Annotated in this window: 23 protein-coding genes; 15 read left to right on the plus strand and 8 right to left on the minus strand. The window is 66.2% G+C overall.

Going from position 1 to position 24,064, the window contains the following annotated elements; translation table 11 throughout:
- Positions 1 to 14: 14 nt before the first annotated feature.
- Genes qcrB through ctaE form a run of 4 tightly spaced genes read right to left on the minus strand, consistent with a single transcriptional unit; the run spans position 15 to position 4,482 of the window.
- On the minus strand, positions 15 to 1,859 hold the full coding sequence (qcrB, locus tag JF52_RS0115595) for a cytochrome bc1 complex cytochrome b subunit (protein ID WP_052167117.1): 1,845 nt from the start codon (positions 1,857 to 1,859) through the stop codon (positions 15 to 17).
- Positions 1,856 to 2,932: a cytochrome bc1 complex Rieske iron-sulfur subunit gene (qcrA, locus tag JF52_RS0115600; protein ID WP_033107510.1), complete on the minus strand. Its 1,077-nt coding sequence runs from the start codon at positions 2,930 to 2,932 to the stop codon at positions 1,856 to 1,858. Before qcrA ends, qcrB begins: the two co-directional genes overlap by 4 nt.
- 36 nt (positions 2,933 to 2,968) lie before the next feature.
- The gene (qcrC, locus tag JF52_RS0115605) at positions 2,969 to 3,769 is read right to left on the minus strand and encodes a cytochrome bc1 complex diheme cytochrome c subunit (protein WP_033107511.1); all 801 of its coding nucleotides are present in this window, start codon (positions 3,767 to 3,769) and stop codon (positions 2,969 to 2,971) included.
- Between the two features lie 20 nt (positions 3,770 to 3,789).
- Entirely contained in the window at positions 3,790 to 4,482 is a 693-nt protein-coding gene (ctaE, locus tag JF52_RS0115610; RefSeq protein WP_033107512.1) for an aa3-type cytochrome oxidase subunit III, read from the minus strand.
- Positions 4,483 to 4,624: 142 nt separating this feature from the next.
- Between ctaE and trpD the strand changes: the two genes are divergently transcribed.
- Genes trpD through JF52_RS0115625 form a run of 3 tightly spaced genes read left to right on the plus strand, consistent with a single transcriptional unit; the run spans position 4,625 to position 7,920 of the window.
- Positions 4,625 to 5,689 carry an anthranilate phosphoribosyltransferase gene (gene trpD / locus JF52_RS0115615; protein ID WP_033107513.1) on the plus strand — a complete coding sequence of 355 codons (1,065 nt, stop codon included), beginning with the start codon at positions 4,625 to 4,627 and terminating at the stop codon, positions 5,687 to 5,689.
- Positions 5,690 to 5,695: 6 nt separating this feature from the next.
- Positions 5,696 to 6,682 carry a PHP domain-containing protein gene (locus JF52_RS0115620; protein ID WP_033107514.1) on the plus strand — a complete coding sequence of 329 codons (987 nt, stop codon included), beginning with the start codon at positions 5,696 to 5,698 and terminating at the stop codon, positions 6,680 to 6,682.
- Positions 6,679 to 7,920: an MFS transporter gene (locus tag JF52_RS0115625; protein WP_033107619.1), complete on the plus strand. Its 1,242-nt coding sequence runs from the start codon at positions 6,679 to 6,681 to the stop codon at positions 7,918 to 7,920. The genes JF52_RS0115620 and JF52_RS0115625 overlap by 4 nt, the downstream gene beginning before the upstream one ends.
- 22 nt (positions 7,921 to 7,942) lie before the next feature.
- On the opposite strand, the gene JF52_RS0115630 is transcribed toward JF52_RS0115625, so the two are convergent.
- Genes JF52_RS0115630 through JF52_RS16680 form a run of 3 tightly spaced genes read right to left on the minus strand, consistent with a single transcriptional unit; the run spans position 7,943 to position 10,240 of the window.
- On the minus strand, positions 7,943 to 8,863 hold the full coding sequence (locus JF52_RS0115630) for a 5'-3' exonuclease (RefSeq protein ID WP_033107515.1): 921 nt from the start codon (positions 8,861 to 8,863) through the stop codon (positions 7,943 to 7,945).
- A 37-nt stretch (positions 8,864 to 8,900) separates the two neighbouring features.
- On the minus strand, positions 8,901 to 9,743 hold the full coding sequence (locus JF52_RS16675) for a hypothetical protein (protein WP_052167119.1): 843 nt from the start codon (positions 9,741 to 9,743) through the stop codon (positions 8,901 to 8,903).
- Entirely contained in the window at positions 9,737 to 10,240 is a 504-nt protein-coding gene (locus JF52_RS16680) for a hypothetical protein (protein WP_052167120.1), read from the minus strand. The genes JF52_RS16675 and JF52_RS16680 overlap by 7 nt, the downstream gene beginning before the upstream one ends.
- Before the next feature lie 244 nt (positions 10,241 to 10,484).
- Between JF52_RS16680 and rpsA the strand changes: the two genes are divergently transcribed.
- From rpsA to JF52_RS0115695, 11 genes are all read left to right on the plus strand, one after another.
- Positions 10,485 to 11,939, plus strand: a complete 1,455-nt coding sequence (rpsA, locus tag JF52_RS0115645) for a 30S ribosomal protein S1 (RefSeq protein WP_033107516.1) — start codon at positions 10,485 to 10,487, stop codon at positions 11,937 to 11,939.
- A gap of 145 nt (positions 11,940 to 12,084) precedes the next feature.
- Complete coding sequence (locus JF52_RS0115650) at positions 12,085 to 12,939, plus strand: ABC transporter ATP-binding protein (protein WP_033107517.1); 855 nt, start codon at positions 12,085 to 12,087, stop codon at positions 12,937 to 12,939.
- Positions 12,936 to 13,976, plus strand: a complete 1,041-nt coding sequence (locus JF52_RS0115655) for an aliphatic sulfonate ABC transporter substrate-binding protein (protein ID WP_033107518.1) — start codon at positions 12,936 to 12,938, stop codon at positions 13,974 to 13,976. Before JF52_RS0115650 ends, JF52_RS0115655 begins: the two co-directional genes overlap by 4 nt.
- Positions 13,973 to 14,833: an ABC transporter permease gene (locus JF52_RS0115660; RefSeq protein WP_033107519.1), complete on the plus strand. Its 861-nt coding sequence runs from the start codon at positions 13,973 to 13,975 to the stop codon at positions 14,831 to 14,833. Before JF52_RS0115655 ends, JF52_RS0115660 begins: the two co-directional genes overlap by 4 nt.
- Before the next feature lie 2 nt (positions 14,834 to 14,835).
- Entirely contained in the window at positions 14,836 to 16,836 is a 2,001-nt protein-coding gene (gene acs, locus JF52_RS0115665) for an acetate--CoA ligase (protein ID WP_234001477.1), read from the plus strand.
- Positions 16,833 to 18,158, plus strand: coding sequence for an O-acetylhomoserine aminocarboxypropyltransferase/cysteine synthase family protein (locus tag JF52_RS0115670; RefSeq protein ID WP_033107520.1), 1,326 nt, complete (start codon positions 16,833 to 16,835; stop codon positions 18,156 to 18,158). Before acs ends, JF52_RS0115670 begins: the two co-directional genes overlap by 4 nt.
- Positions 18,155 to 18,736 (plus strand): CoA-binding protein, encoded by a 582-nt coding sequence (locus JF52_RS0115675; protein ID WP_033107521.1) that lies wholly within the window; start codon positions 18,155 to 18,157, stop codon positions 18,734 to 18,736. Before JF52_RS0115670 ends, JF52_RS0115675 begins: the two co-directional genes overlap by 4 nt.
- A 32-nt stretch (positions 18,737 to 18,768) precedes the next feature.
- Entirely contained in the window at positions 18,769 to 19,368 is a 600-nt protein-coding gene (coaE, locus tag JF52_RS0115680) for a dephospho-CoA kinase (RefSeq protein ID WP_033107522.1), read from the plus strand.
- Positions 19,344 to 20,591 carry an MFS transporter gene (locus tag JF52_RS0115685; protein WP_234001478.1) on the plus strand — a complete coding sequence of 416 codons (1,248 nt, stop codon included), beginning with the start codon at positions 19,344 to 19,346 and terminating at the stop codon, positions 20,589 to 20,591. Before coaE ends, JF52_RS0115685 begins: the two co-directional genes overlap by 25 nt.
- Before the next feature lie 209 nt (positions 20,592 to 20,800).
- On the plus strand, positions 20,801 to 22,876 hold the full coding sequence (gene uvrB / locus JF52_RS0115690) for an excinuclease ABC subunit UvrB (protein ID WP_033107524.1): 2,076 nt from the start codon (positions 20,801 to 20,803) through the stop codon (positions 22,874 to 22,876).
- 17 nt (positions 22,877 to 22,893) lie between these two features.
- On the plus strand, positions 22,894 to 23,220 hold the full coding sequence (locus JF52_RS0115695) for a TfoX/Sxy family protein (RefSeq protein ID WP_033107525.1): 327 nt from the start codon (positions 22,894 to 22,896) through the stop codon (positions 23,218 to 23,220).
- 31 nt (positions 23,221 to 23,251) lie between these two features.
- Here the strand turns inward: JF52_RS0115695 and JF52_RS0115700 are convergent, their stop codons facing one another.
- On the minus strand, positions 23,252 to 23,494 hold the full coding sequence (locus JF52_RS0115700; RefSeq protein ID WP_033107526.1) for a hypothetical protein: 243 nt from the start codon (positions 23,492 to 23,494) through the stop codon (positions 23,252 to 23,254).
- Positions 23,495 to 23,539: 45 nt separating this feature from the next.
- On the opposite strand from JF52_RS0115700, the gene JF52_RS0115705 reads away from it, so the two are divergent.
- The gene (locus JF52_RS0115705; RefSeq protein ID WP_033107527.1) at positions 23,540 to 23,995 is read left to right on the plus strand and encodes a MarR family winged helix-turn-helix transcriptional regulator; all 456 of its coding nucleotides are present in this window, start codon (positions 23,540 to 23,542) and stop codon (positions 23,993 to 23,995) included.
- The last annotated feature ends 69 nt before the right edge of the window (positions 23,996 to 24,064 follow it).

Below are 24,064 nucleotides of genomic sequence, written 5' to 3' on the forward strand. Positions count from 1 at the left end.
AGGGGAGAGGAGCGTTACTCGCTCTCGTCCGACTTCTTGGGCTTCACTTCGTCTCGCTCCGCTCGATCAGTACGGCGCTTCACCGGATCAGTGGCGATCACGGAACTCGGCGTGTTGGCGGTCTCGTCGATGTGGGTCTCCGCCGGCGGGTTGAGCGGCGCGTCAGGAACCCCGGCGCGCTCGTGAGCACCCTGGATCTCCGCAGCCTCGGACTCGTCCATCTGGGTCGTGACGTGACTCTGGTGGGCATCTGCGGCGGCGACCTCCGCCTGCGTGAGCGGGGCCAGACGGTCTTCGAAGAACCAACGAGAGATCGAGGAGCGCAGGTTCTCAGTCCACGGGATGCGGCCCTTGTCGTTCGGTCGCACGACGAGGGGCTCATATCCGTCGACATCGATGAGCTTCCAGCGGTCGTACGTGTCGACCGGCTGGTGCACCTCGATGTACTCGCCGCCGGGAAGACGGACGATGCGACCGGACTCATAGCCGTGCAGCACGATCTCGCGGTCCTTCTTCTGCAGCGCGATGCAGATGCGCTTGGTGATGAAGTAACCGAGGATCGGGCCGAGGAACAGCAGCGCCTGAAGCGTGTGGATCACGCCCTCCATCGTGAGCATGAAGTGCGTCGCGATGAGATCGGAGGACGCAGCCGCCCACAGAACCGCGTAGAAGATCACACCGGCGGCCCCGATCGCGGTGCGGGTCGCGGCGTTGCGCGGACGCTGGGCGAGGTGGTGCTCACGCTTGTCGCCGGTGATCCACGCCTCGAGGAAGGGGTAGATCGCGACGGCGACGATGAACAGGCCGAGGACAAGGACGGGAACGATGATTCCGAACGACCAGGTGCGGTCGAGGAACACGATGTCCCAGTTCGATGGTGCGAGGCGCAGCGCGCCGTCAGCGAATCCGATGTACCAGTCCGGCTGGGTGCCGGCCGAGACGGGGGACGGGTCATACGGTCCGTACGCCCAGATCGGGTTGATCTGAACGAACGTCGCTATCAGCACGATCGAGCCGAAGACGATGAACAGGTAGCCGCCCATCTTGGACATGTAGACGGGCATCATCGGGTAGCCGACGACGTTGTCGTTCGTGCGGCCGGGGCCGGCGAACTGCGTGTGCTTGTTGATCACCATCAGCATCAGGTGCACGACGATCAGGGCGATGACCAGCATCGGCAGCAGCAGGATGTGCAGCGAATAGAGTCGGCCGACGATGTCGGTGCCGGGGAATTCTCCACCGAAGATCAGGAAGGAGGTCCACGTGCCGATCAGCGGGAGGCCCTTGACCATGCCGTCGATGATGCGCAGGCCGTTGCCAGAGAGCAGGTCGTCAGGCAGCGAGTAGCCGGTGAAGCCCTCTGCCAGAGCCAGGATGAACAGCACGAAACCGATGACCCAGTTCAGCTCACGCGGCTTACGGAATGCGCCGGTGAAGAACACGCGCAGCATGTGGATGCCGATGCCGGCGACGAACACGAGGGCCGCCCAGTGGTGGATCTGGCGGACCAGCAAGCCACCGCGCAGATCGAAGGAGATTCGCAGCGTCGACTCGAGCGCTGCCGACATCTCGATGCCACGCATAGGGGCGTAGGCGCCCGTGTAGTAGGTCTCGACCATCGACGCCTGGAAGAAGAACGTCAGGAACGAGCCGGAGATGAAGACGACGACGAAGCTCCACAGAGCGATCTCGCCGAGCATGAACGACCAGTGGTCGGGGAAGACCTTACGACCGAGCTCCTTGACGAAGCCCGAGAGGCTGGTGCGCTCGTCGATATAGTTCGACGCGGCGCCGACGAATCGACCGCCGAGGGGCGCCTTGGTGTCCTTGTCCTCTTTGGACAGCGTTGCGGTACTCAATAGCGCTCCCAGAAGCTCGGGCCGACAGGCTCGGTGAAGTCGCTGCGCGCGACGAGGTAGCCCTCTTCGTCGACGGTGATCGGCAGTTGCGGCAATGGGCGCGCAGCCGGGCCGAAGATGACCTTGGCATGATCGGTCACGTCGAACTGCGACTGGTGGCACGGGCACAGCAGGTGGTGCGTCTGCTGCTCGTACAGGGCGACGGGGCAGCCGACGTGCGTGCAGACCTTGGAGTACGCGACGATGCCGTCGTACGACCAGTCCTTGCGGTCCTCTGCCTCGATGAGTTGTTCAGGACGCAGGCGCATCATCAGCACGACAGCCTTCGCCTTCTCCTCGAGATAACCGTCGGCGTGGCTCAGTTCCGAGAGATCCTCGGGGATCACGTGGAAGGCGGAACCGAGAGTGACATCCGCCGCACGGATCGGGGTGCCGTCGGGGTCGCGTACGAGACGCTGCCCCTCTGCCCACATGGTCTGCTTCAACAGCACGACGGGGTCGCCCGCTGTGGGGTCCTCAGGAGTGCTGTGCGGTGCGAGCCCGCGGAACAGTGCAACGCCAGGAATGATCGACGCGACAACGGCTGCGAACAGCGAATTGCGGATCATCGTGCGGCGGCCGAACCCGGACTCCTCGTTCGCGTCCGCGAACGCCTGGACGGCCGCTTCGCGGGTCGAGTCCTTCCCACGCGTGGGGTGACGGTGCTCGACGAACTCCTTGTCCGACATGAGGGCCTTGGACCAGTGGATGGCGCCGAGGCCGAGTGAAAGCAGCGCCAGAGCGATGCCGAGCCCGATGAACAAGTTGTTGTAGCGGATCGCGACCAGCGAGCCGTCTTCGATCGGGAACAGCATGTACGCCGCGACTGCCCAGATGCTGCCGGCCAGCGACAGATAGAACAGCGTGTACACCGTGCGGACCGCGCGCTTCTCAGCTTTCGGGTCCTTGTCGGTCATCCGCTCACGGTGCGGTGGCAGCCCCGGGTTCTGCACGGGATCGCTGACTGCGACACCCAGCCCCGGAGAGGGCTGGTAGGCCCGGTCAAGGGCCTTCGAGTCGTCGTCGTTTGCCATGGTGCTCCTCGTACGTTCCTCTTCGATGACTAAGCGTCAGTTGGACTTCGCCGTGATCCACACGGTGATGGCGACGAGACCGCCGATACCGAAGATCCAGACGAACAGACCCTCGGAGACGGGGCCGAGGTTCCCGAGGGAGAATCCGCCGACCGAGACCGACTCCTGCTGGAACAGCAGCGCGGAGATGATGTCGCGTTTGTCTTCGTCGGACAGGTTCATGTCCCCGAACACCGGCATGTTCTGCGGGCCGGTGACCATGGCCGCATAGATGTGCAGTGCGCTCGTCGAGGTCAGCGCCGGAGCGTACTTGCCCTCGGTGAGCGCTCCGCCGGCGGCCGACACGTTGTGGCACATCGCGCAGTTGATGCGGAAGAGCTGAGCGCCTTCTGCGACATCCCCTCCGCCATCGAGGATCCTATCTGCGGGATACGTCGGCCCTGGTGCCTCCGATTGCACGTATGCGGCCATCGCATCGATCTGAGGCTGAGTGAACTGCGGACTCTTCTGCGGCGCCTGAGGCCCCTGCATCTGGAGCGGCATGCGTCCGGTCGCCAATTGGAACTCCACCGACAGTTCACCGACGCCGTAGAGGCTCGGTCCGTTGTCTGTGCCCTGCAAGTTGAGTCCGTGACAGGTCGCGCAGTTCGCCTGGAACAGCTTCTGGCCGTCTTCGACGCTCATGGTGCTCGCGCTCGTCCGGGTGTCAGTGGCGGCGATCGCCGCCGACGCCCCGGCGTAGATGCCTCCCGTGATGAGGAGTCCTGCACCGATCAGTGCCGCGGCCGCCAGTGGGCTGCGGCGTCCGTTCGAGCGACGCTTCTTCTCTCGTACCATTTCTCAGCTCAGCTCCGCTCTTATTTCAGGAAGTAGATGACGAAGAACAGCACGATCCAGACGACGTCGACGAAGTGCCAGTAGTAGGACACAACGATCGAGGAGGTCGCCTCCTTATGCGTGAAGTTCTTCACTGCGAACGCGCGCCCCATGGTGAGCAGGAATGCGATGAGTCCGCCGGTGACGTGGAGGGCATGGAAGCCCGTGGTCAGGTAGAACGCCGAGGCATAGGCGTCTGCCTGGATCGGCATGCCCTCGGCGACGAGCTGGGCGTACTCCCAGACCTGACCGGATACGAAGATGGCGCCGAGCGCGAAGGTCAGCCAGAACCACTCGACCATTCCCCAGCCGAACAGGCGGCGGCGGCCGGCGAGGTTGAGCTGGCCCTTGGCGAGGCGGTACGGCTGCAGGTCCTCAGCGGCGAAGACGCCCATCTGGCACGTCACGGAGGAGAGCACGAGGATCGCTGTGTTCACACCGGCGAAGGTGACGTTCAGCAGCTCCGTGCGGTCTGCCCAGAGCTCGGGAGACGTGCTGCGAAGGGTGAAGTAGATCGCGAACAGTCCCGCGAAGAACATCACCTCGCTGCCGAGCCACACGATGGTGCCGACAGCTACCGGATTGGGCCGCTTGATCGTTCTTGCCGCCGGGGCATGAGTCGCTGAGGTGGTCACGTCTCCATTATGGCCGATCTGCGAGCGTGATTCTTGCATCCATGGCACCCGATTCGCTGTTCCTTGACTTAGGGAACCCTAAGAAGACACTGCGAATCCTCGGTGAATCCAAGGGAAATCAAGGTTGTACGCCTGCACTGCTGTGCGCAGGTAATTTGTTCGCGCCGATAGGATCGCAGACATGCCTGATTCCCTGACATGGCCCGATGTGCTCACGACTCTCCTGGAGCGACGCGATCTCAGCGTCTGGGAGTCGACGTGGGCGATGCGCCAGGTGATGCAGGGCAAGGTCTCCGATGCCAAGCTTGCGGGTTTCCTGATCGCGTTGCGCGCCAAGGGCGAGACGATCGATGAGATCGTCGGGTTCCGTGATGCCATCCTCGAGGCGGCCGTCCCGTTGCCCGTCTCTTCCAATGTGCTCGACATCGTCGGCACCGGCGGAGATCGCGTCGGGACTGTGAACGTCTCGACCACGGCGGCGATCATCATCGGCGCGACCGGCATCCCCGTCGTCAAGCACGGCAACCGCGCCGCCAGTTCGGCTTCCGGTTCGTCCGACGTTCTGGGTGCGCTCGGCCTCGAGCTCTCGCTTGCTCCGGACAAGGTCGCTGCTGTGCTGGATCGCACGGGCATCACCTTCGCGTGGGCGGCAGCATTTCATCCCGGTTTCAAGCACGCGGGCGGGGCACGTGGGGAACTCGGCGTTCCGACCGTGTTCAACATGCTCGGCCCCCTCTGCAACCCGGCGCGCGCCGAGGCGAATGCCGTCGGTGTGGCGCAGCTCGAACGCGTTCCGCTCATCACCGGCGTGTTCCGGACTCGCGGTGCGACGGCCCTCGTGTTCCGCGGAGACGACGGCCTCGACGAGCTGACGACCACCGGCCACAGCCGCATCTGGGAGGTCACCCTCGGAGACATCCACGAGCACGATCTCGACCCTCGCGATCTCGGCATCCCCACCGCCGATCTCGCGGACCTCATCGGCGGATCTCCCGAGCACAATGCAGGAGTGCTGCGCGACACGCTCGCGGGCACCAAGGGGCCGGTGCGTGACATCGTCCTGCTCAACGCGGCGGCCGGGATCGTCGCATTCGAACTCTCCCAGGACTCGACGCAGGTGCAGCGTCCGATCCTCGACCGCCTTCGCGACGGCTATGCACGCGCGGAAGCGGCTGTAGACGACGGCAGCGCTGCAGCGAAGCTGGAGGCATGGGTGGGCGCGACGCGCGAGCTCGCCTCTGCCTGAACGATCATGGATCCCGTCGTCGCACTGCTGGAGATCGCCACTCTGCTCGAGCGGGAACGCGCATCACGGTACCGGGCGAAGGCGTTTCGTCAGGCCGCGGCCACGGTGCAGGGTCTGCCCGACGACGTGCTGAACGATCCGACCCGTCTTCGTGCCACCAAGGGCATCGGCGAGTCGACCTTCGCGGTCATACGTCAGGTCCAGGCAGGGAAGACACCGGACTACCTCGTGGAGCTGCGTGGTGAGGTCGAGCCTGAACGCGCATCGGTGCTTCGCGGAAAGCTGCGAGGCGATCTCCATGCGCACACGGACTGGTCCGACGGGACGACCTCGATCGGAACGATGGCCGCGGCGGCACGCGCTCTCGGGCATGAGTACCTTGCGATCACCGACCATTCTCCCCGCCTCCGGGTCGCCCGGGGGCTGTCCGCCGAACGGCTGCGTGAGCAGATGCCGCTCGTGCGCGGCGAATCGACAGACGGCTTCACGATGTTCGCCGGGATCGAGGTCGACATCCTCGAAGACGGCGCCCTCGACCAGGACGCCGAGTTGCTGAGTGCGCTCGACATCGTGGTGGCATCCGTGCATTCCAGATTGCGCATGGAATCGAGGCCGATGACAGCCCGCATGATCGCCGCGGTGAGGAGTCCTCATGTCAACGTGCTCGGGCACTGCACCGGCCGGCTCGTGCAGGGCGAGCGCGGCACGCGAGCTCCCTCGCAATTCGACGCGCGTGCGGTGTTCGACGCATGCGCCGAGAACGGAGTCGCCGTCGAGATCAATGCGCGACCCGAGCGGCAGGACCCGCCGGATGAGCTGATCGCGATCGCGCTGGATGCCGGTTGTCTGTTCTCGCTCGATTCCGACGCCCATGCGCCGGGGCAGTTGTCACTGCTCGACTACGGGGCGGAGCGAGCCGAGAAGGCCGGAGTACCGGCCGAGCGGGTCGTGACCACATGGGGGCTTGAGCGTCTGAGGGCGTGGGCGGAGTGAGCCGCCGATCGATCCCGTGGCTTGTCGTCGCGGGCGTGCTCGTCGCGGCGCTCAGCCTGCGCGCGCCCATCATCGCCGTGACTCCGGTGCTGCCGGACATCGTGCGCGACCTGGGTATCGGCGCAGCATCCGCCGGCCTGCTGACGATGGCTCCCGTCATCATGTTCGCGGCGATCACGCCGGTTGCCGCGCTTCTGATCCGACGGGCCGGCGCCGAGCTCGCACTGCTCTTGTCGCTCAGCGGAGTGCTCTTCGGCACGTTCGTGCGCGCGTTGCCCGGCTACGGCTCGATGCTGGCCGGCATGTTCATCATCGGCGCCGCGATCACGATCGGGAACGTCGTCGTCCCGGTGATCATCCGGCGCGACCTTCCGCCCGAGCGCACCGCGGTCGCCACGGCAGCGTATTCGGCGACGCTGAACGTCGGATCGCTCGTGACCGCCCTGGGAACAGTGCCGCTCGCAGAACTCATGGGCTGGCCGCTCGCTCTGCTGGTCTGGAGCTCGGTGACCGTCGTGGGCCTCGCGTTGTGGATCGTCCACATCGTCCGCTCGAAGTCGTGGCGAAGTGCGGAACGCGCATCGGGCGAGGCGGGAAAGCGGGAGAGTGGCGACACCGGCGAGAACATCACGGGGCCGTTGCCCGTCATCGTCGACAACCGTGTCGCAGCGATCGTGCGCCGCCCGATCGTCTGGATGCTCTTCGCCGCGTTCGGTATGCAGTCGGCGATCTACTACGGCATGTCGACCTGGTTGCCGACGATGCTGATCGACACCACAGGCACGGATGCCGCGACCGCAGGCGCACTGGCATCGCTTTTCCAGGGCGTGGCGATCGTCGGGGCGTTGCTCGCCCCGGTGCTGTTGAAGTACCTCGGCGCCGTGCCGGCCGGCGTGCTGATGGGTGCGTGCTTCGGCACGATGGTCATCGGGATGCTGTTCGCCCCTGAGGTGGCGGCCGTGTGGGCCTCGTTCGGAGCGATCGCGCATTCGAGCGGCTTCGTCCTGATCTTCACGGCGATGGTCCGCGTGTCGCGCTCCGACGCCGAGGCGGCGACGATGTCGGCGCTCGTGCAGGGTGGCGGATACGTGCTCGCTGCGCTCGGCGCCCCGCTCCTGGGTGCGCTGAACGAGATCAGCGGAGGGTGGCAGGTGCCGATGCTCGCGGTGATCGCTGCGACGGCTGTCTATTCGACGGCACTCGTGTCGGCGATGTTCGTCGCGCTGCGCCGCGGCTGAATCACTGAGAGTTTCGTCGCGTTCAGCGCCCGAGCGCAGCGATCGCGCGGTCCATCGACGAGCCGAGATTCCACTTCTGCGCGAGCGCGATGGCGGCGTCCGCCTCGGACGGATCGAGCGCACGCACCGGATCTGTGGGCGGCGCGATATCGAGTGAGCGCGCAACCTCGACCACTGTGGGCGCCACGTCGAGATAGAGGGTTGCCGCGAGGATCTTCGCCCGCAGACCCGCGCTCATGCCTTCGCCGGCCTCGGCGGCCGCGCGGATGCCGGCGAGGTCGCCGTGCGTCTGCAGGAGGGTCGCCGCGGTCTTCTCTCCGACGCCGGGAACCCCCGGGAGTCCGTCTGAGGCGTCGCCGCGCATGGTCGCGAAGTCGGCGTACTGCGAGGGGAGCACGCTGTACTTGGCCACGACGCTCTGCTCGGTGAGATTGTCGAGGTTGCTCATTCCTCGGGCGGTGTAGATGACACGGATGCTGCGCTCGTCGTCGATGAGCTGGAACAGGTCACGGTCACCCGTGACGATGTCGACCGGCATCGTCGCGAGCGCGGCGAGGGTGCCGATCACATCGTCGGCCTCGTGCGCTGTGACGCCGATGATCGGGATGCCGAGTACCGTCAGCGACTCGCGGATCAGCGGGATCTGAGCCTCGAGCGGATCAGGCACCTCTTCGACGTCGGGGCCAGCGGGCACGATCTCGACGACACGATGCGCTTTGTAGCTGGGGATGAGGTCGACGCGCCACTGCGGACGCCAGTCGTCATCCCAGCAGGCGACGATGTGGGTCGGCTCGTACAGGGAGACGAGTTTGGCGATCATGTCGAGGAGCCCGCGCGCTGCGTTGATGGGGGACCCGTCGGGAGCCTTCACCTTGTCGGGCACGCCGTAGAACGCCCGGAAGTAGAGGGACGCGGTGTCCAGCAGCATCAGCCTGTCGCTCATGGGATCAGCATGGCACAGGGCGCCGACGACGTCGGGGTCAGCAGCCGGGGGAGTCCGGTGCCTGTTGGCAGGTGTGCGCGACCAGTGCGGTGTGCGCCTCGAAGATGCGGATCTCCTGCGGTGGCCCTGCAGCGGTGACCTCGCCGGCGATCGGGAACCATCCGACGCCGAAGTCGACCTCTGCTGTGTAGCGCACGTCGACCTGTGCGGAGTACATACCGCGCTCTTTGTAGGTGTGGCTCGTCGGAGTCGGGGTGAACTGCGCTTGGCCGAGGTCGGCCCATGACCGACCGCCCGTGCTGGTGGTGGCGGTCGTGCCGTCGCCGAAGCGGAAGTCGTAGCCGGACGGCGTGAAGCGTACGGTGACCGGGAAGCCGAAGAGCGAGTCGTTCACGGTGTGGACGGATGCCGTCGCCACGAAGTTCGTCGGCAGGCCGACGACGCCCACGTTGTCAGGCTCTCCGGTGATGACGGGACCGGCCGGAGCGAATCGGGCGACGTCATTGATCGTGATGGCCGGGATCGTCGGCTCTGTGGTGGTCTCCGGCGTCTCCTCCTCGGTTTCCTCAGTCGCCCGGAAGCAGCGGATGTACGAATCCCAGTTGTTCAGGCACTGAGCGAAGTCGAACTCCGGCGGTGGCGTCCAGTCTGCCGGTGGGGTCCAGCCCCCGTCGGTTCCCGGATCCGAGTCGCCGATCGGCGAGGTGCCGGGGTCGCCGGGAGTGTCCTGGGTGCCGTCGATGATGATCTCGGTGCCGTCATTTGCAATCCCACATCCACCAATCACGAGATCTGTGTCGCTGCAGTTCGTGCCGGAACTTGCGGAACCGGTGGCCGCAGGCGCCAGAATCAGCCCGGCAACGAGGATCGCAGTCAGCATGTCTCACCCGGAGCAACCTCATACTCACTAATTAGAAGGTGATCTGCGGTGCCCGTTAGTTCGACAGAGATCGTGTAAGTGTCACTTCGATCGGCCGCAGTAACGTCAGTACCCTGATCATCTACGGCGCGCGCTTCCGTGATATCGAGGCACACGTTTGCCACAACGCGAGCAACGCTCTGTGAGTGACTACTGACCCGACCGTCGAAACCAACGATTTTTGTCGCGCCCACAATGCGAATCCCTGCGGCGTCAAGCTCCTGCGCGGTCGCCAGTTCCGAGTCGAGTATCTTGCCAGTCAAGTAGTCGTACGGATCCGCATCATTGTCGCCATTGCGTTGAGCATTTACCGCGTCGTTGTAAGCCCGATAGACCTCCTCCGCCGCGGCGAACGCTTCCTCTTCCGATGCGAAAGCGGCGGTCGGTGTCGGCGTAGGCTCAGGAGTCGGCGTGCAGGCGCTCAACGTCGACGCTGCGAGTGCGAGCAGTGCCAGCATCCGGAACCGGCTCGTCTTCGATCGGGGGAGAGTCACCCGTTCACGGTAACGCGAAGCGCCGGCACTCGCCGGAGTTATCCACAGCAGCATTCGCGACGATTCTCTGATAATCTGAAGTGTCACTCGTGGCGTGCACTCGCACGCCCGGGCGATTGAAAATCCAAATCCATTCGCTTCAGGCGATCACTCATGCGTGCATGAGCGTCTGTGGCCCGAGTACCCACCCACAAGGACAACCCACTACATGACTACCGCAACGACCGCCCCGGCCACCAAGCAGGTCGCCATCAACGACATCGGATCTGCTGAGGACTTCCTGGCCGCGGTCGAGAAGACTCTGAAGTTCTTCAACGACGGCGACATCATCGAAGGAACGATCGTCAAGATCGACCGCGATGAGGTCCTGCTCGACGTCGGATACAAGACCGAGGGTGTCATCCCCTCGCGCGAACTCTCCATCAAGCACGATGTCGACCCCAACGAGGTCGTCAAGGTCGGCGATGAGGTCGAGGCTCTTGTTCTCCAGAAGGAGGACAAGGAAGGCCGTCTGATCCTGTCCAAGAAGCGCGCGCAGTACGAGCGTGCGTGGGGCGACGTCGAGAAGATCAAGGAAGACGACGGCGTCGTCACCGGTACGGTCATCGAGGTCGTCAAGGGTGGACTCATCGTCGACATCGGCCTGCGTGGCTTCCTGCCGGCATCGCTCATCGAGCTGCGCCGCGTCCGCGACCTGACCCCGTACCTGGGCCAGGAGATCGAGGCGAAGATCCTCGAGCTGGACAAGAACCGCAACAACGTCGTGCTGAGCCGCCGCGCGCTGCTCGAGCAGACGCAGTCCGAGTCGCGCTCGAACTTCCTCAACAACCTGCACAAGGGCCAGGTCCGCAAGGGCCAGGTCTCGTCGATCGTCAACTTCGGTGCGTTCGTCGACCTGGGTGGCGTTGACGGCCTCGTGCACGTCTCCGAACTGTCCTGGAAGCACATCGAGCACGCCTCTGAGGTCGTCGAGGTCGGACAGGAAGTCACTGTCGAGATCCTCGAGGTCGACCTGGAGCGCGAGCGCGTCTCCCTGTCGCTCAAGGCGACGCAGGAAGACCCGTGGCAGGTCTTCGCCCGCACCCACGCGATCGGCCAGATCGCACCGGGCAAGGTCACCAAGCTCGTTCCGTTCGGTGCGTTCGTTCGCGTCGCAGACGGCATCGAGGGCCTCGTGCACATCTCCGAGCTCTCCAGCAAGCACGTCGAGCTGGCTGAGCAGGTCGTGTCCGTCGGCGAAGAGGTCTTCGTCAAGGTCATCGACATCGACCTCGAGCGTCGTCGCATCTCGCTGTCGCTCAAGCAGGCCAACGAGTCGGTCGACCCCAACGGCACCGAGTTCGACCCGGCACTGTACGGCATGCTCGCCGAGTACGACGAGAACGGCGAGTACAAGTACCCGGAGGGCTTCGACCCCGAGACCGGTGCGTGGAAGGAAGGCTTCGACTCCGCACGCGAGGCCTGGGAGCAGGAGTACGCTGCAGCCCAGACCCGCTGGGAGGCTCACAAGGTCACGGTTGCCAAGGCAGCCGAGGCCGAGGCCGCTGCTGGCGACGACTTCGCCGCTGCACAGTCCTTCACGAGCGACTCCGGCGCCGGAACGCTTGCTGACGACGAGGCTCTCGCGGCTCTGCGCGAGAAGCTCTCGGGCGGCAACGCGTAAGCACGCCATTCACGGAACGGGTCGTCACCCCGCCTTCACAGGCAGCGGGTGGCGGCCCGTTCCGCGTATACCGCCGAATGCTGTTACGTGACGGAAGATTACGCTCGCTTTCGTAACATGGGTGCGCCTCCGCGACGATAGGAGTATGACCTCCGCACTCCTCGCCCCGCGCACCACCACCGCGCCGGTCGCCCCGGGTGCGGCGAACGCTGTCCGCCTCGAGAGCATCGAGCGCTCGTTCCCCATGCCGGACGGCCGTCGTGAAGTCCTGCGCGGCGTCGACGTCGAGCTGGCTGCGGGCGAGATCGTCGCAGTGGTCGGTCCGTCCGGCTGCGGCAAGTCGACACTTCTCCGCCTCGTCGGAGGGCTGGATGCTCCCACGAGTGGAGACATCAGCCTCGACGGCACCGGCGTCACCGACACCGATGAGCGCACCGCCATCGCGTTCCAGGAACCCCGGCTGCTCCCGTGGCGCACGCTCGCGCAGAACGTCGAACTCGGCCTGCCCCGGAGCACTCGCCGCCGCGAAGGACGCGAGCGCGTGCGCGAGCTGCTGCACCTGGTCGGTCTCGACCACGCCGCCGACCAGCATCCCCGTGAGGTGTCAGGAGGGATGGCGCAGCGCGCCTCTCTCGCCAGGGCCCTGGCCCGGAACCCGGGCGTGCTTCTGCTCGACGAGCCGTTCGGCGCCCTGGACGCACTCACCAGGCTCCGGATGCAGGACCTCCTGCTCGACATCCACAAAGCCGAGCCCACCACTGTCCTCCTCGTCACCCATGACGTCGAGGAGGCCCTCTACCTCGCCGACCGCGTGCTGCTGCTGCGCTCGCTCGTCGGCGGGTCCGGCACGGGCGCGACATCCGTCGCACGCACCATCACCGTGCCAGGCATCCGCCCGCGTGACCGCGCCGATCGCGGCCTCGCGGACCTTCGCGCCGACCTTCTCGAAGGACTCGGCGTCGACACCCACCACCGCATTTCCACCGAGGAGACCCGATGAGCACCATCACCCGCCGAATCGTCCCTGCGATCGCCATCGCCGGAACGATGATGCTCGTCGCCACCGGCTGCGTCGCCGGAGAGAACGCCGGAGCCTCCGAGTCCGACGGCTCCGCCGCAACAGGAGAGTGGTCCTCCGACACGCTCACCGTCGACTTCGCGACCTACAACCCGCTCAGCCTCGTCATCAAGGACCAGGGCATCCTCGAAGAGATCCTCGGTGACGACGTCGACGTCGAGTGGGTGCAGTCCGCCGGGTCGAACAAGGCCAACGAGCTGCTGCGCTCCGGCTCGGTCGATGTCGGATCGACGGCAGGATCCGCCGCGCTGCTCGCTCGCGCGAACGGATCGCCCATCCAGGTGATCGACATCTACTCCCAGCCCGAGTGGTCGGCGATCGTCGTGGGGCCGGACAGCGGCATCACGTCGCTCGAGGACCTCGCCGGCACCTCGATCGCCGCCACCAAGGGCACCGACCCCTACTTCTTCCTGCTGCAGGCTCTCGAAGAGGGCGGTCTCTCGCTCGACGACGTCGAGGTGCAGAACCTCCAGCACGCCGATGGCCGCGCGGCCCTCGACGGCGGTTCCGTCGATGCCTGGGCGGGCCTCGATCCGATCATGGCCGCAGCCGAGGTCGAGTCCGGCGATCAGCTCATCTACCGCAACGTCGACTTCAACACCTACGGTTTCCTCAACGCCACCGAGGACTTCATCGACAACCACGCCGACCTCGCACAGGCCGTCGTCGATGCCTACGAGCAGGCACGCGTCTGGGCTCTTGAGAACCCGGAAGAGACAGCCGAGCTGCTCGCCGAGGTCGCGGGCATCGACATCGAGGTCGCGACGACCGTGATCGAAGAGCGCTCCAACCTCGACGTGAACGGCATCCCGGGCGACGCGCAGCTCGAGGTTCTCGAGAAGATCGCTCCCGTGCTCGTCGACTCCGGCGATGTGCAGGGCGGCCAGGAGTCGGTCGACAAGGCGCTCGAGACGATCATCAACGCCACCTTCGCCGAGAAGGCGGCCAAGGGCGAATGATCATCCCCGACCAGCGAGTCGTCGTCCCGGCAGATTCGCGGGATGCCCTCGATTTCGCCAAGGGGAAACGCCGACGAGCGGATGCCGGTACGCGAGGCCTCTGGGATCGCACCGGCGTCCGTGTCGCGGCAGGTCTGATCCTGCCCGTCATCATCCTCGTCGCGTGGCAGGTCGTCACCACGAGCGGTCTGGTGCCGCCGTACCGCCTGCCCACGCCGGCATCCGTGTTCACCGCGGGAGTCGAGCTGGCCGAGGCCGGCCAGCTGTGGACGCACATCGCGATCTCGGTGCAGCGCGTGCTGCTGGGCTTCGCGATCGGATCCGTGATCGGCCTCGCCTTCGCCGGCTTCGTCGGTCTGTCCCGCCTCGGTGATGTGCTTCTCAGCCCGACGCTCGCCGCACTCCGCGCCGTGCCGTCGCTCGCCTGGGTGCCGCTGCTCATCCTCTGGCTGCAGATCGGTGAGGAATCCAAGGTCACGCTGATCGCGATCGGTGCCTTCTTCCCCGTGTACACGACGGTCGCCTCGGCGCTGCGTCACGTCGACCCACAGCTGGTCGAAGCGGGGCGCTCATTCAGCCTGCGCGGCTGGTCACTGTTCCGCACCGTGCAGCTCCCGGCCGTCGTGCCCTCGGTCGTCTCTGGTCTGCGGCTCGCACTCGCTCAGGCATGGCTGTTCCTCGTCGCCGCCGAGCTCATCGCCTCGTCGATGGGGCTCGGGTTCCTGCTCACCGACTCGCAGAACAGCGGCCGTGTCGACCGCATCCTGCTGTCGATCGTGCTGCTCGCGCTGCTCGGAACGATCACGAACGGGATTCTCGCGCTTGTCGAGAAGTACCTGCTCAAGAAGTGGGCCTGAGAGTGACGGAAGTACGACTGCTGGAGACGCGCGAGTACGCACCTCCGGCCGCATTCACCGCGCAGGCGAACGTCACGGCAGAGATCTATGCCGAGGCGGATGCCGATCCCACTGCTTTCTGGGAGCAGGCGGCCCGGCGACTCGACTGGGTCGAGCCGTGGCACACCGCTCATGAATGGGAGCCGCCCACAGACGGGGCGATCCCCGCGGCACGCTGGTTCGTCGGCGGAAAGCTGAACGTCGCGTACAACTGCGTCGACCGCCACGTCGACGCCGGCCGCGGCGACAAGGTCGCGTTGCACTTCGAAGGCGAACCGGGGGACCGGACCGAAGTGACCTACGCCGATCTGCAGAGGCGGGTCTCGCAGGCGGCGAACGCCCTGCTCTCGCTCGGCATCGAGCCGGGCGACCGCGTCGTGATCTACCTCCCTGTGCTCGTCGAGACGATCGTCATCACGCTCGCCTGCGCGCGCATCGGCGCCGTGCACTCGCTCGTGTTCGGTGGATTCTCCGCAGAGGCCGTGCGCTTCCGGCTGGAGGACACCGGTGCGAAGCTGCTTGTTACGAGCGACGGTCAGTTCCGCAGAGGAGCAGCGACCGAGGTCAAGTCGACGGCGGATGCCGCGGCCGCCGACCTGCCCGAACTCGAGCATGTCCTCGTGCTGCGGCGTACGGGGCAGGACGTGCCATGGACCGCGGGCCGCGACCTCTGGTGGCACGACGTCGTGGACACCGCGTCGTCGACGCATGACGCGCAGCCGTTCGACGCCGAGCATCCGCTCTTCATCATCTACACCTCAGGCACCACGGGGAAGCCGAAGGGGCTGGTCCACACCTCCGGCGGCTACCTGACGCACACGAGCTGGGCGCACTGGGCTCACTTCGACGCCAAGCCGGACGACGTGCACTGGTGCACCGCCGACCTGGCATGGGTCACCGCGCACACCTACGAGATCTACGGACCGCTCTCGAACGGGCTGACGCAGGTCATCTACGAGGGCACGCCGGACACCCCGAATCGGGAGCGGCACCTCGAGATCATCGAGCGCTATGGGGTGACGGTCTACTACACCGCGCCCACGCTGATCCGCACGTTCATGACCTGGTTCGGCGCGGAACTCCCGACCGGGCATGATCTCTCCAGCCTGCGTCTGCTCGGCACGGTGGGTGAGGCGATCAACCCGGAGGCGTGGATCTGGTTCCGCCGCAATTTCGGCCGTGACGAGCTGCCCATCGTCGACACCTGGTGGCAGTCCGAGACGGGCGCCGCGATGATCGTGCCGCTGCCCGGCATCACGACGCTGAAGCCAGGATCCGCGACCGTGCCGCTGCCGGGCATCGACGCGACCGTGGTCGACGAGAACGGCGACGAGGTCGCACCAGGACGCTCCGGAACGCTCGTCGTGCGCCGCCCCTGGCCAGGCATGGCCAGGACTGTCTGGGGCAACCCGCAGCGTTACCGCGACTCGTACTGGGCGACCTTCGCCGGCCACGGCGACTTCGGCGGCTACTACGTCGCCGGCGACGGCGCGACGAAGGATGCCGACGGCCACATCTGGCTCCTCGGACGCCTCGACGACGTCGTGAACGTCTCCGGCCATCGGCTCTCCACGATCGAGATCGAATCCGCGCTCGTCGCGCACGAGAGCGTGGGGGAGGCCGGTACCGCCGGAGTGTCCGATCCGGTCACAGGACAGGCGGTGGTCGCCTTCGTGACGCCGTCCGGTGCGGCGGCGGTGACGGCATCCGCTCTTCGCGATCAGGTCGCGCAGGCGATCGGGCCGGTCGCCAAGCCGAAGCACATCATCGTCGTTCCCGATCTGCCCAAGACGCGATCGGGCAAGATCATGCGCCGCCTGCTCGCGCAGCTATGGGAGGCTGAACAGGATCGACGCGCCGACCGGGAGCCGAAGGCGCTCGGAGACACGACATCACTGCAGAACCCGTGGGCCGTCGACGGCATCGCCGACGTGCTGGCCGCGGCCTACTCGAGGACATCATGACGGAAGAGCACCGCTTCGGGTTCCGCACCCGAGCACTCCACGCGGGCGGCACGCCCGACGCATCCACCGGCGCACGCGCCGTGCCGATCTATCAGACGACCTCGTTCGTCTTCGACGACGCGACGGATGCCGGCAACCTCTTCGCGCTGCAGAAGTACGGCAACATCTACTCGCGCATCGGCAACCCCACAGTGGCTGCGCTCGAAGAACGGTTGGCGTCGCTGGAAGGCGGCATCGGGGCTGTGGCGACCGCATCCGGCATGAGCGCCGAGTTCATCACGTTCGCCGCTCTTGTCGGCGCCGGTGACCATGTCGTCGCCTCCGCGCAGCTCTACGGCGGAACGGTCACGCAGCTGGATGTGACGCTGCGCCGCTTCGGCGTCGAGACGACTTTCGTGCCGTCGAGCGACCCGGCCGACTACGCCGCGGCGATCCGACCGGAGACCAAGGTCGTCTACGTCGAGATGATCGGCAATCCCTCCGGTGAGATCGCCGACATCGAGGGACTCGCGGCGGTCGCGCACGGAGCGGGCGTACCGCTCGTCGTCGATGCCACGCTGGCCACGCCGTATCTCGCACGACCGCTCGAGCACGGTGCTGACATCGTGATCCACTCGGTGACGAAGTTCCTCGGCGGCCACGGCACCACTCTGGGTGGCATCGTGATCGAGAAGGGCACGTTCGACTGGGGGAATGGGAAGTTCCCGCAGATGACCGAGCCGGTGGAATCGTACGGTGGCATCAAATGGTGGGACAATTTCGGCGAGTACGGCTTTCTCACCAAACTCCGCTCGGAGCAGCTGCGTGACATCGGTCCGGCGCTGAGCCCGCAGTCGGCGTTCAATCTGCTGCAGGGCGTCGAGACGCTTCCGCAGCGCATCGACGCGCATCTGGCCAACGCACGGATCGTCGCGGAGTGGCTCTCCACTGATTCGCGGGTGTCGTACGTCACGTGGGCGGGCCTCGAGGGCCACCCGCACCGTGAGCGGGCCGCCAAGTACCTGCCACTCGGTCCAGGGTCTGTGTTCGCCTTCGGCGTCGCAGTTCCTGACGGACGTGCGGCGGGGGAGGACGGTCGCGCCGCGGGGGAGGCCGTGATCGAGAACCTGCAGCTCGCCTCTCATCTGGCGAACATCGGCGACGCGCGCACGCTCGTCATCCACCCGGCATCCACGACGCACCGCCAGCTGACGGAATCGCAGCTCGACGCCGCCGGTGTGCGTCCAGACCTGATCCGCATCTCGGTCGGCCTCGAAGACGCGGACGACATCATCTGGGACCTCGATCAGGCACTGACCGCAGCGACAGGAGAGACCCGATGAGCACTTCGATCCCCACGGACTCCTGCGCCCTCCCGACGCCGACGGATGCTGTCGCCTGCGCTCTGCCCGGCGCGGTCGACGCCGTCGCATCCGAGCGCGCCTGGGTGGGCCCGAATCAACAGGAGCGCTTCGCGCTGCTGCGCCGGTCGAAGTCGATCGCCATCGTCGGGGCGTCCAACAACCCCGCGCGCGCCTCGTACTTCGTGACGACGTACCTGCTCTCCAGCTCGCCGTACGACGTGTATCTCGTCAACCCGCGTGAGAACGAGATCCTCGGTCAGCCCGTGTACGCATCGCTCACCGATCTGCCGGTCGTGCCGGACATCGTCGACGTTTTCCGCAAGCACGACGACCTTCCCGGCGTCGCGCAGGAGGCGATCGACGTGGGCGCGAACGCCCTGTGGTTGCAGCTCGGATCCTGGAACGAGGAGGCTGCTGCCCTCGCGGAATCCGCAGGGCTCGCCGTCGTCATGGACCGGTGCATCAAGATCGAGCACGCGCGTTTCCACGGCGGTCTGCACCTCGCGGGCTTCGACACCGGCGTGATCAGCTCCAAGAGGCAGCTGCTCGCGCGCTGAGTCGCGGGCGGCTCGAACCCTAGACTGGCGACATGCCTCTCATCGCGCTGACCGGGGGAATCGCCTCGGGAAAATCGACGATCGCCCGTCGGCTCGAAGCACACGGAGCTGTGGTCGTGGACGCGGATCAGATCGTGCGCGACGTGCAGGCTCCTGGCACGCCAGTGCTCGCCGAGATCGCCGCGGCGTTCGGTGATGACGTGATCGATGCATCCGGCGCGCTGGATCGTGCTGCACTCGGCTCGCGAGTGTTCTCCGACCCCGACGCGCTCGCGCGGCTGAACAGCATCGTGCACCCCGCCGTACGGCGGGAGTCGCAGCGCCGGTTCGAAGCGGCGTTCGCCGAGGATCCGGAAGCACTCGTCGTGTACGACGTACCGCTGCTCGTGGAGGCCCGCGTCGATGATCCCTGGGACGCCATCATCGTCGCGCATGCTCCCGCCGCCGTGCGTCTGCAACGGCTGATCGAGCTGCGCGGTATGCAGCCGCAGGAGGCGCAGAATCGTATCGATGCCCAGGTTCCGGACGAGAAGCGCCTCGCGATCGCCGATGTCGTGATCGACACCGCAGGTTCCCTGGCGCAGACCCAGCAGCAGGTGGACGCGCTGTGGCAGCGTCTGACGCAAGAGTGAGCCAGGACGACGTCTTCGCCGGTCACATTCCCCGGACCCGGTCGTATCGACGGCTGATCGCAGGACTCTTCTTCGCGGGCGTCGCGACATTCGCGCAGCTGTACTCTCTGCAGGCGGTTCTGCCGCAGGTCGCAGGTGACCTCGAGGTTGCGGCTTCGACGGCGGCGTTGACGGTCTCCGCAGCGACGCTCGGGATCGCGGTCGCTGTGATCCCGTGGTCTCTGGTCGCCGATCGGATCGGCCGGATCCCCGCGATGGCGATCGGCATCATCGCAGCCACCTCGTTCGGACTCGCGGCACCGCTCAGCACCGAGATCACCGTGCTGCTGGTGCTGCGCCTCGGCGAAGGTCTCGCGCTCGGAGCCGTACCCGCCGTCGCGCTCGCGTACCTCAGCGAGGAGGTGCATGCACGGCATGTCGCCGCAGCCGCGGGAAGCTACACCGCGGGGACGACCGTCGGCGGGCTCACGGGACGACTGGTCGCCGGCCCGCTCTCGGAGGCGTTCGACTGGCGCATCGGCGTATGGAGCGTCACCGTGCTGTGCACCGTCGCTGCCGTGCTCTTCCTCTGGCTCGTGCCGCGCGCGCGGAGATTCGTGCCAGGGCGGATGCGGGCGGATGCGGGTCCGGGCAAGCTCGCGCGTCTCATCCGCGCGTTGCGTTCGCCGCGTCTGCTCGCGCTCTACGCGCAGGGCTTCCTGCTCATGGGCGCGTTCGTCGCGGTGTACAACTATCTCGGCTTCCACCTGATCGCGCCGCCGTTCATGCTGCCCGTCTGGTTGGTGACGCTGCTGTTCCTCGCATACCTGGCCGGTACGCTGTCGTCGCCATGGGCAGGGTCGCTCGCGGTGAGGTACGGGCGTCGCTGGGTACTGCTCGCGGCGATCGGGCTGTTCATCGCCGGGGCGGCTCTGATGTACGTGCCATCGCCGATCGTCATCCTCATCGGCCTCGTCGTGTTCACCGGCGGCTTCTTCGGCGCGCACGCGATCGCCTCGAGCTGGGCGCCTGTCCTCGCCGATCCGACGAGTCGCGCGCAGGCGCCGTCACTGTACTACTTCGCGTACTACGCCGGCTCCAGCCTGTTCGGATGGGCGCTGGGAATCGTGTTCGGTCAGGCCGGCTGGGGTTGGTTCCTCGGCGCCGTGATCTTCATGGGACTCGTCGCCGCAGTCATCGCGACGGTGGCGCTGCGACCGAACCGCTGGCCTGATCGTCCTTGACTGCTTCCCATCGGCGACGACGCCGGAAGGAAGCGGTCGGCGAGGCCCAGCAGGAAGAGCGGCATCAGGCGTTGAGCACGACGATGCCGCGAGGCTGGAGCCGATCAGGAACTCGATCACGGCCCCACTGCAGGGCGGCACTTCCGCACCGCGTGCTTGCGCGACCGCATGGCGACCCCGATGTCCGAGGCTCCGCATACGCTTGAGGGATGCAACCCACGCGAAGCGTCCGTCCGTTCGAGGTGATCAGCGAGTACGAGCCGGCCGGTGACCAGCCGCAGGCGATCGCCGACCTCGCCTCGCGCATCAACGCCGGCGAGACCGACGTCGTGCTGCTCGGCGCCACCGGTACCGGAAAGTCCGCCACGACTGCGTGGCTGGTCGAGCAGGTTCAGCGACCCACGCTGGTGCTCGCGCACAACAAGACCCTCGCGGCGCAGCTGGCGAACGAGTTCAGAGAGCTCATGCCGAACAACGCGGTGGAGTACTTCGTCTCGTATTACGACTACTACCAGCCAGAGGCCTATGTGCCGCAGACCGACACCTTCATCGAGAAGGACTCCTCGGTCAACGCCGAGGTCGAACGGCTGCGTCACTCCACGACCAATTCGCTCCTGTCGCGACGCGACGTGATCGTGGTGTCGACCGTCTCATGCATCTACGGCCTCGGCGCTCCCGAGGAGTACCTGCGTGCGATGGTGGCGCTGCAGGTGGGGGAGCGGTACGACCGCGACGCCCTCATCCGCCAGTTCATCGCCATGCAGTACAACCGCAACGACGTCGACTTCTCGCGCGGGAACTTCCGGGTGCGCGGCGACACCATCGAGATCATCCCGGTCTACGAAGAGCACGCGATCCGCATCGAGCTGTTCGGCGACGAGATCGAGGCGCTCTACACACTGCATCCGCTCACCGGTGAGGTCATCGAGAAGCTCGACGCCGTGCCGATCTTCCCCGCGTCGCACTACGTCGCAGGCACCGATGTCGTGCAGCGGGCGATCGGCACGATCGAAGACGAGCTGGCAGAGCGGCTGAAGGAGTTCGAGCGCCAGGGCAAGCTGCTCGAGGCGCAGCGGCTGCGCATGCGCACCACGTTCGACCTCGAGATGCTGCAGCAGCTCGGCTTCTGTTCCGGGATCGAGAACTACTCACGCCACATGGACGGCCGCGCTCCTGGCGAGCCGCCCCACACGCTGCTCGACTTCTTCCCCGACGACTTCCTGATGGTGATCGACGAGTCGCACGTCACTGTGCCGCAGATCGGCGCCATGTACGAGGGCGATGCGTCGCGCAAGCGCACCCTGGTCGATCACGGCTTCCGCCTGCCCAGTGCGATGGACAACCGGCCGCTGCGATTCGACGAGTTCAAGAACCGCATCGGTCAGACCGTGTATCTCTCTGCCACCCCAGGCAAGTACGAGATGGGCATCGCCGATGGCGTGGTCGAGCAGATCATCCGTCCGACCGGTCTCGTCGACCCCGAGATCATCGTCAAGCCGTCCAAGGGTCAGATCGACGACCTGCTGGAAGAGATCCGCCTGCGTGCCGGGCGGGATGAGCGTGTGCTCGTCACCACTTTGACGAAGAAGATGGCGGAAGAGCTCACCGACTTCCTCGGCGAGCACGGGGTGCGGGTGCGATACCTGCACTCCGACGTCGACACGCTGCGAAGGGTCGAGCTGCTCAGCGAACTCCGCTCCGGCGTCTACGACGTGCTGGTCGGCATCAACCTGCTGCGCGAGGGCCTCGACCTTCCGGAGGTGTCGCTGGTCGCGATCCTGGATGCCGACAAGGAGGGCTTCCTGCGCTCGGGGACATCGCTCATCCAGACGATCGGCCGTGCTGCACGAAACGTCTCCGGCCAGGTGCACATGTATGCCGACAGGATGACCGACTCCATGGCGAGGGCGATCGAGGAGACGGATCGTCGTCGTGAGAAGCAGGTCGCGTACAACAAGGAACGCGGCATCGACCCGCAGCCGTTGCGCAAGCGGATCGCCGACATCACCGACGTTCTCGCGCGCGAGGCATCCGACACCGAAGACCTGCTGCGAAGCAAGAACAGGACGAAGTCCGGGCGCGGCAAGAGCCCGACGCCCCAGTTGCGCCGTGAGGGCATCGCGGCCGAGGGTGCCGAGCAGCTGGAGGACATGATCAAGGATCTGTCCGATCAGATGCTCGCCGCGGCGGCAGAGCTCAAGTTCGAGCTCGCTGGTCGTCTTCGCGACGAAGTGCAGGATCTCAAGAAGGAACTGCGCGCGATGGAGCGCGCAGGGCATGCGTAGGGGCGGTGCGGTCGAGTATGGATGCTGCCGCCACTGAGCTCGCCGATCGGGTCAGGGCACTGCTGATGTCCGAGCCAGGGCTCGAAGAGAAGCGGATGTTCGGCACGCGTGCGTTCCTGCTGCACGGCCGTATCCTCGTCGGCACGCGCAATGAGGGTGTGCTCCTCGTGCGTGTCACCGAAGAGAGGGGCGCTGCGCTGCTGACCGAGCCGGGCGTCTCAGTCGCCGTGATGGGTGCGAAGACGATGGGGCCGAGCTGGTTGGACGTCGCACCGACGGCGATCGACGACGACGACGCGCTGATGTCATGGATCGACGCGGCGCGGGAGAGCGCCGGCGCTTAGCGACGAGCGACGCGTGCGCAGAAGGCGCCTGTCAGGGGCAGTGCATCAGCGGCTTGGGTCCGGTGCGGTCGATCTCGTGCTCCGTCATGGGATGTCCGCACAGCGGACATGCACGCTCGGCGCGCTGCGCAGCCGACGGAGGGGGAGTGGATTCGTACGGCCCGACCGCGGCCGGACCGGCGAGGCGGATCAGGTTCGTGTTGAACCAGCGATACAGCCCTCCGGCCTCACGGATGCGAGTGCGGAGCGGGATCCGGTCTGAACTGTTCGCCATATCACTTAGTGTACTAATGATTAGGCCACACGTATAATCAACGTCGTGACGGATTCCGACGACCTCCTCAAACTCGAGAACCAGCTGTGCTTCGCACTCGTGACCGCGGCGCGCAACGTCGTGGCGATCTACCGCCCGATCCTCGAGCCGCTCGGGCTCACGCATCCGCAGTACCTCGTGATGCTCGCGCTCTGGGAGCGTTCACCGCGCACGCTCAACGATCTCGCCGCGGATCTCGCGCTGGATCCGGCGACGGCATCGCCGCTGGTCAAGCGTCTCGAGAAGGAAGGGCTGATCGCGCGTGAGCGCAGCAGTGAGGACGAGCGACGTCTCGACATCCGACTCACCCCGATCGGGCAGCAGCTGCGGCAGCGGGCACTCGACGTTCCGCGACAGGTGATGGCAGCTGTGCACATGGACATCGAGCAGGTAGCCACCCTGCGCGACGGGTTGTCCCCATTCGCGGGTCGCAGTCCGGTCGAGAGTGTACGTACGTCCTAGCCGCTGAGGGAGAGCCGCGATGCTTCCTGAGGACGGATACAGAGCCGATGTCTGTGGCCCCTCGTAGAC

The sequence above is a fragment of the Microbacterium profundi genome (assembly GCF_000763375.1).
Lineage (GTDB): Bacteria > Actinomycetota > Actinomycetes > Actinomycetales > Microbacteriaceae > Microbacterium > Microbacterium profundi.

What these genes read in the sequence shown, in the direction of transcription:
- qcrA (WP_033107510.1), bottom strand. Translation starts at nt 2,932, where the DNA reads ATGGCAAACGACGACGACTCGAAGGCCCTTGACCGGGCCTACCAGCCC.
- qcrC (WP_033107511.1), bottom strand. Translation starts at nt 3,769, where the DNA reads ATGGTACGAGAGAAGAAGCGTCGCTCGAACGGACGCCGCAGCCCACTG.
- ctaE (WP_033107512.1), bottom strand. Translation starts at nt 4,482, where the DNA reads ATGCAAGAATCACGCTCGCAGATCGGCCATAATGGAGACGTGACCACC.
- trpD (WP_033107513.1), top strand. Translation starts at nt 4,625, where the DNA reads ATGCCTGATTCCCTGACATGGCCCGATGTGCTCACGACTCTCCTGGAG.
- JF52_RS0115620 (WP_033107514.1), top strand. Translation starts at nt 5,696, where the DNA reads ATGGATCCCGTCGTCGCACTGCTGGAGATCGCCACTCTGCTCGAGCGG.
- JF52_RS0115630 (WP_033107515.1), bottom strand. Translation starts at nt 8,863, where the DNA reads ATGAGCGACAGGCTGATGCTGCTGGACACCGCGTCCCTCTACTTCCGG.
- JF52_RS16675 (WP_052167119.1), bottom strand. Translation starts at nt 9,743, where the DNA reads ATGCTGACTGCGATCCTCGTTGCCGGGCTGATTCTGGCGCCTGCGGCC.
- JF52_RS16680 (WP_052167120.1), bottom strand. Translation starts at nt 10,240, where the DNA reads ATGCTGGCACTGCTCGCACTCGCAGCGTCGACGTTGAGCGCCTGCACG.
- rpsA (WP_033107516.1), top strand. Translation starts at nt 10,485, where the DNA reads ATGACTACCGCAACGACCGCCCCGGCCACCAAGCAGGTCGCCATCAAC.
- JF52_RS0115650 (WP_033107517.1), top strand. Translation starts at nt 12,085, where the DNA reads ATGACCTCCGCACTCCTCGCCCCGCGCACCACCACCGCGCCGGTCGCC.
- JF52_RS0115655 (WP_033107518.1), top strand. Translation starts at nt 12,936, where the DNA reads ATGAGCACCATCACCCGCCGAATCGTCCCTGCGATCGCCATCGCCGGA.
- JF52_RS0115660 (WP_033107519.1), top strand. Translation starts at nt 13,973, where the DNA reads ATGATCATCCCCGACCAGCGAGTCGTCGTCCCGGCAGATTCGCGGGAT.
- JF52_RS0115670 (WP_033107520.1), top strand. Translation starts at nt 16,833, where the DNA reads ATGACGGAAGAGCACCGCTTCGGGTTCCGCACCCGAGCACTCCACGCG.
- JF52_RS0115675 (WP_033107521.1), top strand. Translation starts at nt 18,155, where the DNA reads ATGAGCACTTCGATCCCCACGGACTCCTGCGCCCTCCCGACGCCGACG.
- coaE (WP_033107522.1), top strand. Translation starts at nt 18,769, where the DNA reads ATGCCTCTCATCGCGCTGACCGGGGGAATCGCCTCGGGAAAATCGACG.
- uvrB (WP_033107524.1), top strand. Translation starts at nt 20,801, where the DNA reads ATGCAACCCACGCGAAGCGTCCGTCCGTTCGAGGTGATCAGCGAGTAC.
- JF52_RS0115695 (WP_033107525.1), top strand. Translation starts at nt 22,894, where the DNA reads ATGGATGCTGCCGCCACTGAGCTCGCCGATCGGGTCAGGGCACTGCTG.
- JF52_RS0115700 (WP_033107526.1), bottom strand. Translation starts at nt 23,494, where the DNA reads ATGGCGAACAGTTCAGACCGGATCCCGCTCCGCACTCGCATCCGTGAG.